Here is a 7,277-nt window from a genome sequence, read left to right on the forward strand (position 1 = left end):
CAGGATCCTGGTGGAGTGGCCGAGAGGCGAGGCAGCGGCCTGCAAAGCCGCGTACACGGGTTCAAATCCCGTCTCCACCTCGACGGGATCTCGCACCACCGAGATCCGGTAAAGTGGGAAACACAGCGCCGGGCACCTGCCCGGGGCGAGCATGCGGACGTGGCTCAGCTGGTAGAGCATCACCTTGCCAAGGTGAGGGTCGCGGGTTCGAATCCCGTCGTCCGCTCTGGTTCATTCAGGGCGATTAGCTCAGTGGGAGAGCGCTACCTTGACACGGTAGAGGCCACTGGTTCAATCCCAGTATCGCCCACCAGACGAAGATCCCCAGGCCGGCGGCCTGGGGATCTTTCTTTTCCGCTCTCGCCATGCCCCGCGGGACGGAAACCATGACCCGGCGGGATCAGCCTTCGGCGGGACGGCCAACGGGCGGCGCGGTGGCGTGCCCCGCGGATGGCGCGATCTCCGGCTCGCCGGCGGGCCCTGCTCCGCGGCGGGGCCGGCGGATGGCGAGTTCGGCGGCGGTCAGGGCCACCGCGCCGAGGATCACCTCGCTCACGGTGGAGATCAGGCGGCTGGCCAGGGCCACCACCGCGGCGGCCGGTGCGGGCAGCACCACGGCGAGCGCCGCCGTGAGCACCGCCTCGCGGACGCCGATCCCGTCGGGGATGAACACCGCCGCGATGCCGATCGTCGTGGCCAGGGTGAACGCCCCGACGCACAGCGCCAGCGACCGCCCCGGCGGCGCGCCCATCGCGATGGCCAGCGGCCACAGGTGCAGCCCGGTGACCACCCACGACAGGCTCTGCCAGCCGACCGCCATCCGCACGCCGCGCACCGAGGCGGCCGGGGCGGCGGCGGGCCGGCGCAGCAGCCGCAGCAGCAGCGCGGCGCCCTGGTTGATCAGCTGCGGCCGCACCAGGACCGCCACCACCAGCACGGCGGCGACCGCCAGCCACGCCGCCCGCGCGCCCAGCATCTGCACGCCGGCGAGCAGCCCCACGGTGAACCCGCTCAGCAGCACCAGGCTCATGACCAGCGCCGCCGTACTGATCAGCCGGGCGAAGGTGACGCCGTTGGCCGTGGCGACCTTGGTGATGGCGATGATGCCGGGCACCCTCCCCGGCACGTACTTGGTCAGGAAGCCCACGAAGAAGATGCGGACCACGCGCGGCTCGCTGATCGGCGGGCCGAGCTCCAGGAGCACGGCCCGCCAGGCCAGGAACCCCAGCGACAGCCCCGCCGTGCTGGCCAGGAACGCCCCGCCCAGCAGCAGGGCCATCTGAGCGGGGTCGCGCCGGGCGAACAGGACCGCGACGACGCTCCAGTCCAGCCGGGCCAGCGTCACCGCGACCGCGCCCACGGCGACGATCACGAACGCGGCGACCAGCGCCCGGACCAGCGGGCGCGGCAGCCGGGGCGGCCGCCACCGGGGAGGCCGGATCGCTCTCACTCGGGCACCCCGGCCGACGGCGCCGGGGCGAGGCCGGTCCTGACCGGCTCCCCCTGCCGCCGGCTCAGCTCGTAGGCCACGCGCAGCAGGCCCACACAGGCGCCGAGGAAGAACGCGGTGTGGAAGCACAGCTGCATCCAGGCCACCCAGAGCGCGAAACGGACGCCCCGGTACCGGCGGGCGAATCCGATGAACCTGCGGTTCATGCTCAGGTGGACCGCGAGCGTCGCCGCCGGAACGGCGAGCAGCCAGGGGCTGACGAGCGCGAGCGGCAGCGTGACGAAGGTGAGCGCCGCCGACATCGAGGAGACCCGGGGCGGCTTGCGGCGCTTGTGCTGGCCGGTGCCGATCATGTTGAGCTGGAAGCCGACCTTGCCCTGGTCACGCAGCCGCCGCGCCCGCACCATGATCACCGGAAGGGTGGTGGACCGGACGAACCGCTCCACCAGGCAGCCCCAGAATTTGTCCTCGTCATCGGCCCTGGTGACCACGGAGGTGGTCACCACCAGCCGGTAGTGCGCCGGGACCCGGGTGCCGAACTCGAAGTCCTCACCGTCGCGCAGCCGCTCGTCCAGCCGCCCGGTCTCCTCGAAGACCGCCCGCGGGATCAGCGTGCAGGACAGGAAGGTCGCGGTGGTCTGGCTGCGCTCGTAGTGCTCGCACAGCACCCGGTAACGCTCGACCGGACCGTCGTCGTACAGCGGCTCGATGTCGTAGATGCCCTGGACCATCCCGCAGTCCGGCGTCTCCCGGTACGCCTTGACGGCGTTGTAGATCGCGTCCGGCGCCAGGGCGGTGTCGGAGTCCAGGAAGAACAGCAGCGGCGCCGAACTGCTCGCCACCCCGAGGTTGCGGGCCCCGGCCGGACCCTGGTTGCGGGCCGGCTCGACGATGGTGCACGGGAACTCCCGCGCGATCTCCAGCGAGCCGTCGGTGCTCACATCGTCGACGACGATCACCTCGGCGGCCGGGTAGGTCTGCGCGTACACCGATTCCAGGCACGCTCGCAGGGTCTTCTTCTTGTTGTAGTTGGGCACGATGACCGCGACATCCGCCCGCCAGGCCATCACGTCGGGCATATCGGTTCCCTTCATCGTCAACTCACCGACAGGACCATGCGCTGGGCCCGGTGGTCGGACAGTTTCTCGGCGCCGGGCAGTTCGTAGCCGTGCACGGTCACCTCGGGCGTGGTGTAGAGCCAGTCGATCCGCCACAGTTCGGCGGTGCCGGCCAGGTAGGTCGCCGGGTAGAGCGAGTCGAGCGCCGGAGTCCGGTCGACCAGCCGCTCGGGGAGCAGGCGGCGGATCCCCATGGCCGGGGAGGTGTTCAGGTCGCCGGCGAGCACCGCGGGGTTGGGGTTGGCCGCGATGTCCGCGCTGATCGCCCGGTAGCTCGCCTCGCGGCGCAGCTCCCTGTTGGCGTCGATGTCGCGGGACTCGGCTGTGTAGAGCCGCCATTCGAGCGGCGGCTGGGAGATCTGGCCGTTGTAGAACGAGACGACCTTGCCGTTGACGTCGATGTCGGTGCGCAGCGTCTCGACCGTGTACCCCTCGGTCCAGTCCCGCAGCGCCTCGGGGATCTCCTTCTGGTTGGCCGGCAGCCACGGACGCATGTCCAGGCCGCCGTGCCCGACGATCGGGAACCGCGAGAGCGTGATCTGCTCACCGGAGGAGGCGATGTGGTAGCCGGGGAACTCGCGGCGCAGCTCGGCGAGCTTGTCGATGCGCTTGGCCAGATCGGCCGTCCACCGCTGAGACCGCATGTCGCCCGCGGCGGTGTCGACGTAGAGGTACTCCGACAGCAGGTAGATGTCGGCGTTCAGCTTGTGCAGGTAGGTGTAGAACTCCGGGGAATAGCGGTCGCCCTCGGCGGTGCGCCAGTCCTGGTCCCAGAACTCGGTGTTCCAGGCCGCCACGGTGATGGCGCCCGGCGGCGCGGGCGGCGGGGTGTACCAGAGGGTGGCGTAGTTGATCCCGCTGCGGCCCGCGCTGAGCACCGCGGTGACCAGCAGCAGCGACATGATCCGCCAGCGGACCGGGCGGGCCAGCGGCGCGACGACCATCAGCAGCACCGGGACCGCCAGGAACAGCACCGGCGGGATCAGGTCGAGCGGCGCCCACAGGTAGGTGCGCCCGCTGGCCAGCAGGTGGGCGGCCACGAACAGCGCCCACGCGACCGTGGCGGTCACGACCAGCTTTGTGCCCAGGCACCAGCGGCGCCGGGGGCGGATGAGACGTCCGAGCCGCGCCGCCCGGCTCCGCGCGGGCTCGGATTGCGGACTGGTGAGCTGTTCCTGCGTCGCGACGTCCTGGTCGCTCATCGGCACCACCTCGTTGACCGGCCGGCGTCGAACGTACTGAGAGGATCTTGTCGCTTTCTTGTCAGCGGCCCTCACGAAATGGCCCCGCGGGCACGACAAGAATGGGACAAGCCCGGATGTCTACCTTGAAGCGGACGCGAGGTCCGCATCGCCAGCAAGGACCTCTGGCCCATGGAGCACATAATGAGCCGGGAGCAACCGCTAGTCTCGATCATCATCCCCAGCTACAACCGGTCGGACGTGCTACGGCTCTGCCTGGCAGCCGTACAGAAGCAGACCTACCCGAACATCGAAGTCATCGTGGTGGACGACTGCGGCACCGAGGACGCCGCGCAGGTCGCCGCGTCGATGGGCGCCAAGGTGGTGCGCACCGAGGTCAACGGCGGCCCCACCCCCGCGCGCAACCTCGGCGCGGAGTACGCCGGCGGCGACATCCTGTTCTTCCTGGACGCCGACATCGCCCTGGACCCCGACGCCGTGGAGAACGCGGTGCGCACGCTGGAGGCCCGGCCGGAGATCGGCGCCCTGGGCGGCATCCTGCGCCCGGAGTCGCTGCTGTCGCAGAGCCTGGCCTCGCAGTACCGCGCGCTGCAGATGTACCGCTGGTGGATGCCCGCCCACCGGCCCACCCTGGAACTGCACGCGGCCGTGCTCGTCGTGCCGGCCAAGGTGTTCGCCGAGGTCGGCCCGTTCGACCCCGACCTGCGCGAGACCGTCTCCTCCGACTACCGGGTGCGGGTCAACCGGTCGCACGAGGTGAAGCTGAGCGACGCGGTCCGCGGCCGCAAGGACCATGACCCGACCATGCGGATCATCCTCCGCAAGGTGTTCCGCCGCGCGCGGATCAGCGCGATGGACTGGCGCAAGGGCGAGACGCCCGGCGACTCGGTGCCCCGCGCGATCGGCGGTGTCCTGCTGCTCGCCGCGGTCCCGGCCCTCGCCCTGCCCGCGGTCGCGGGCCGGCTCGGCGCCGCCGTCTCCCCCGCCCTCGTCGCCGCCGCCATCGCCCTGGACGGCGAGACCTACCGCTTCGCCTTCGCCCGGCGCGGGGTTCCGTTCGGCCTCTACTTCACCGGCGCCCACCTCGCCGTCACCTTCACCGGCGCCCTGGGCGGCGCGATCGGCGTCCTGCAACGTGCGGCGTTGTCGCGCCTTGCCAAGCCCGCCGAACTGCTCGCCGCGCAGGACTGAGCGCTCCGCGCATGCCGGCCGGGTCCGGTGGCCCAGCCCTCGTCCCCGCCGCGCGTCTCGCGGCGCCGCCTCTCCCTCCTCCTCCGGCGAGCCGGCGGCAACAACGGTCATCACTGTTCAGACGGCCCGGAAGGGGTCATCGACCATGGAAGAACGAAGGCCGCTGGTCTCGGTCATCGTGCCGAACTACAACTATGCCCGCACGCTCGATCTGTGCCTGAGCGCGCTGGAACGGCAGACCTATCCCGACATCGAAGTGATCGTCGTCGACGACCGGAGCACCGACGACTCGGTGCAGATCGCCCACCGGCACGGCGTGCGGGTCGTGGTCACCGACACCAACATCGGCGCGCCGGCGGCACGCAACGTCGGCGTGCGGCACGCGCGGGGCGAGGTGCTGTTCTTCCTCGACTCCGACCTCGCGCTGGCCGAGGACGTCGTCGAGCACGCGGTGGACCTGCTCACCTCCGACCCGACGCTGGGTGTGGTGTGCGGCACCTACGACCCCGAGCCGCTGATCCCCGACAGCCGGGTCGAGCGGTACCGCAGCCTGCAGCTGCACTACTGGATCTCCGGTGACGAGGGCGACATCACCACGATCTACTCCGCGCTGTTCGCCATGCGCGCGGAGGTGTTCCACGAGGTCGGCCCGCTCAACCCGGCGCTGCGGCACAGCGAGAACGCCGAGTACGGCCACCGGCTCACCCGGCTGGGGTACCGCATCGTGCTGGACAACCGGATCAGGGGCCGGCACGACCACGACGACCGGCTGCGCGTGGTGCTGTCGAAGTTCTTCCACCGCGCGCGCCTGCACATCCCGCTGTACCTGCGCCGCCCCGACTTCAACGGCGGCCCGGCCAACAGCAGCCGCGGCTGGGGATCGCTCGCCGCGCTGTTCGCCGTGCTGGCCGTGCCGTTGCCGGTGCTGCTCGGACCGGTCTGGGCACTCGTCCCGGTCGCGCTGCTGCTCGGCTCGATCGCCTCCGACCTCGGCATGTACCGGTTCGTCCGGCGCTACGCCGGTCTGCCGTTCGCCCTCTACTTCACCGCGGTGCACTTCCTGGTGAACGTCACCGTCGGGGTGGCGGTGTTCGTGGGCGCCGCCCACTGCCTGCTGTCCAGCGAGTTCCGGCGCACCTACGACGTGCCCGGCCCGTCGGCTCCGGTGGGGGTGTGAGCGATGGGCGAGGAGTCCCCGCTGGTCTCGGTGATCGTGCCGAACCACAACTACGCCACCTCGCTGGAGCTGTGCCTGCGCGCCCTGCAGGCCCAGACGTACCGGCCCATCGAGCTGATCGTGGTGGACGACTGCAGCACCGACGACTCGGTCGAGGTCGCCCGGCGGCTCGGCGTCCGGGTGATCAGCACCGAGCGCAACCTGGGGGTGGCCGGCGCGCGTAACCTCGGCGTCGAGCACGCCCGGGGCGAGATCCTGGTGTTCGCCGACTCCGACGTGGCCGCCTACCCCGACTCGGTGGAGGTCGCGGTGGGCATGCTGGCCGCCGACCCGCGCCTCGGCGCGGTGTGCAGCATCCACGACCCGGAGCCGCTGATCCGCGACAGCCTGGTCGAGGAGTACCGCGCCCTGCAGTACTACTACTGGACGGCCAGCTCGGAGGGGCCGATCTCGTTCCTGTTCCCGGCGCTGATGGCGATGCCGCGCAAGGTGTTCGACGAGGTCGGGCGGTTCAACACCCGGCTGCGCGAGACCGAGGAGGTCGACTACGGCCACCGGCTCACCCAGCTGTACGACATGGTGCTCACCACCGCGGTGCGCTCGCGGCACGACCACGACGACAAACTGGGCGGGCTACTGCGCAAGCTGTACAAGCGCGGGCGGGCCCGGGTGCCGCTGTACGCGCAGCGCAAGCGCTTCGCCCGGGGGTTCGAGACCTCCAACCGGGCGGGCGGCAGCCTCGCCGCGCTGGCGGCGCTGGCCACGCTGCCGCTCGTGGCCCTGGCCGGCCCGGCCGGCGCGGCGGTGCCGGCCCTGGCGCTGGCCGCGTCGATCGCCGCGGACTTCGGCATGTACCGCTTCGTGCTGCGCCGGCGCGGACCGGTGTTCCTGCTCTACTACGGCGCCGTGCACTTCGTGGTGAACGTGACCATCGCCGCCGGAGTGGCCGCCGGAGTCCTGCGCTGGCTCTTCTCCGCCAGGTTCCGCCGCCTGTACGACCCCGACCTGCACCTGCGCCCCTCCCCCGCCGGCGAACCGGCCACCTGACCCGTCTCTCCCGATCGGCCGAACCCGCCCCGGACGCCCGCACCCGCGGAACACGTCCGGGGCTTCGCCATGCCACGGCGCACAAGGGGAAG

General features: G+C 71.4%; 6 protein-coding genes and 3 tRNA genes. 6 read left to right on the top strand and 3 right to left on the bottom strand.

The window, feature by feature from the left end; genetic code table 11:
• Positions 1–9 precede the first annotated feature (9 nt).
• The 3 genes from IEY93_RS28195 to IEY93_RS28205 all read left to right on the top strand — a co-directional run bounded on the left by IEY93_RS28195 (position 10) and on the right by IEY93_RS28205 (position 313).
• Positions 10–80 (top strand) — tRNA-Cys (locus tag IEY93_RS28195).
• A 73-nt stretch (positions 81–153) separates the two neighbouring features.
• Positions 154–226, top strand: a tRNA-Gly gene (locus tag IEY93_RS28200).
• 12 nt (positions 227–238) lie between these two features.
• A tRNA-Val gene (locus tag IEY93_RS28205) sits at positions 239–313 on the top strand.
• An 87-nt stretch (positions 314–400) separates the two neighbouring features.
• Here IEY93_RS28205 and IEY93_RS28210 read toward each other — a convergent pair.
• Genes IEY93_RS28210 through IEY93_RS28220 form a run of 3 tightly spaced genes read right to left on the bottom strand, consistent with a single transcriptional unit; the run spans position 401 to position 3,770 of the window.
• The gene (locus tag IEY93_RS28210) at positions 401–1,450 is read right to left on the bottom strand and encodes a lysylphosphatidylglycerol synthase domain-containing protein (protein WP_189166160.1); all 1,050 of its coding nucleotides are present in this window, start codon (positions 1,448–1,450) and stop codon (positions 401–403) included.
• Complete coding sequence (locus IEY93_RS28215; RefSeq protein ID WP_189166161.1) at positions 1,447–2,544, bottom strand: glycosyltransferase family A protein; 1,098 nt, start codon at positions 2,542–2,544, stop codon at positions 1,447–1,449. The genes IEY93_RS28210 and IEY93_RS28215 overlap by 4 nt, the downstream gene beginning before the upstream one ends.
• A 2-nt stretch (positions 2,545–2,546) precedes the next feature.
• Positions 2,547–3,770 carry an endonuclease/exonuclease/phosphatase family protein gene (locus tag IEY93_RS28220; RefSeq protein ID WP_189166162.1) on the bottom strand — a complete coding sequence of 408 codons (1,224 nt, stop codon included), beginning with the start codon at positions 3,768–3,770 and terminating at the stop codon, positions 2,547–2,549.
• A gap of 183 nt (positions 3,771–3,953) precedes the next feature.
• Between IEY93_RS28220 and IEY93_RS28225 the strand changes: the two genes are divergently transcribed.
• The 3 genes from IEY93_RS28225 to IEY93_RS28235 are packed head-to-tail and all read left to right on the top strand — an operon-like array spanning position 3,954 to position 7,185.
• Positions 3,954–4,961: a glycosyltransferase family 2 protein gene (locus IEY93_RS28225; RefSeq protein WP_189166163.1), complete on the top strand. Its 1,008-nt coding sequence runs from the start codon at positions 3,954–3,956 to the stop codon at positions 4,959–4,961.
• Positions 4,906–6,138 (top strand): glycosyltransferase, encoded by a 1,233-nt coding sequence (locus tag IEY93_RS28230; RefSeq protein WP_504739351.1) that lies wholly within the window; start codon positions 4,906–4,908, stop codon positions 6,136–6,138. Before IEY93_RS28225 ends, IEY93_RS28230 begins: the two co-directional genes overlap by 56 nt.
• Positions 6,139–6,141: 3 nt before the next feature.
• Complete coding sequence (locus tag IEY93_RS28235) at positions 6,142–7,185, top strand: glycosyltransferase family 2 protein (protein WP_189166165.1); 1,044 nt, start codon at positions 6,142–6,144, stop codon at positions 7,183–7,185.
• Positions 7,186–7,277 lie beyond the last annotated feature (92 nt).

Source organism: Sphaerisporangium melleum (assembly GCF_014646695.1).
GTDB classification, from domain to species: Bacteria; Actinomycetota; Actinomycetes; order Streptosporangiales; family Streptosporangiaceae; genus Sphaerisporangium; species Sphaerisporangium melleum.

Coding starts and splice junctions, on each gene's coding strand:
- IEY93_RS28220 (WP_189166162.1), bottom strand. CDS start 3,770: ATGAGCGACCAGGACGTCGCGACGCAGGAACAGCTCACCAGTCCGCAA.
- IEY93_RS28225 (WP_189166163.1), top strand. CDS start 3,954: ATGAGCCGGGAGCAACCGCTAGTCTCGATCATCATCCCCAGCTACAAC.
- IEY93_RS28215 (WP_189166161.1), bottom strand. CDS start 2,544: ATGAAGGGAACCGATATGCCCGACGTGATGGCCTGGCGGGCGGATGTC.
- IEY93_RS28235 (WP_189166165.1), top strand. CDS start 6,142: ATGGGCGAGGAGTCCCCGCTGGTCTCGGTGATCGTGCCGAACCACAAC.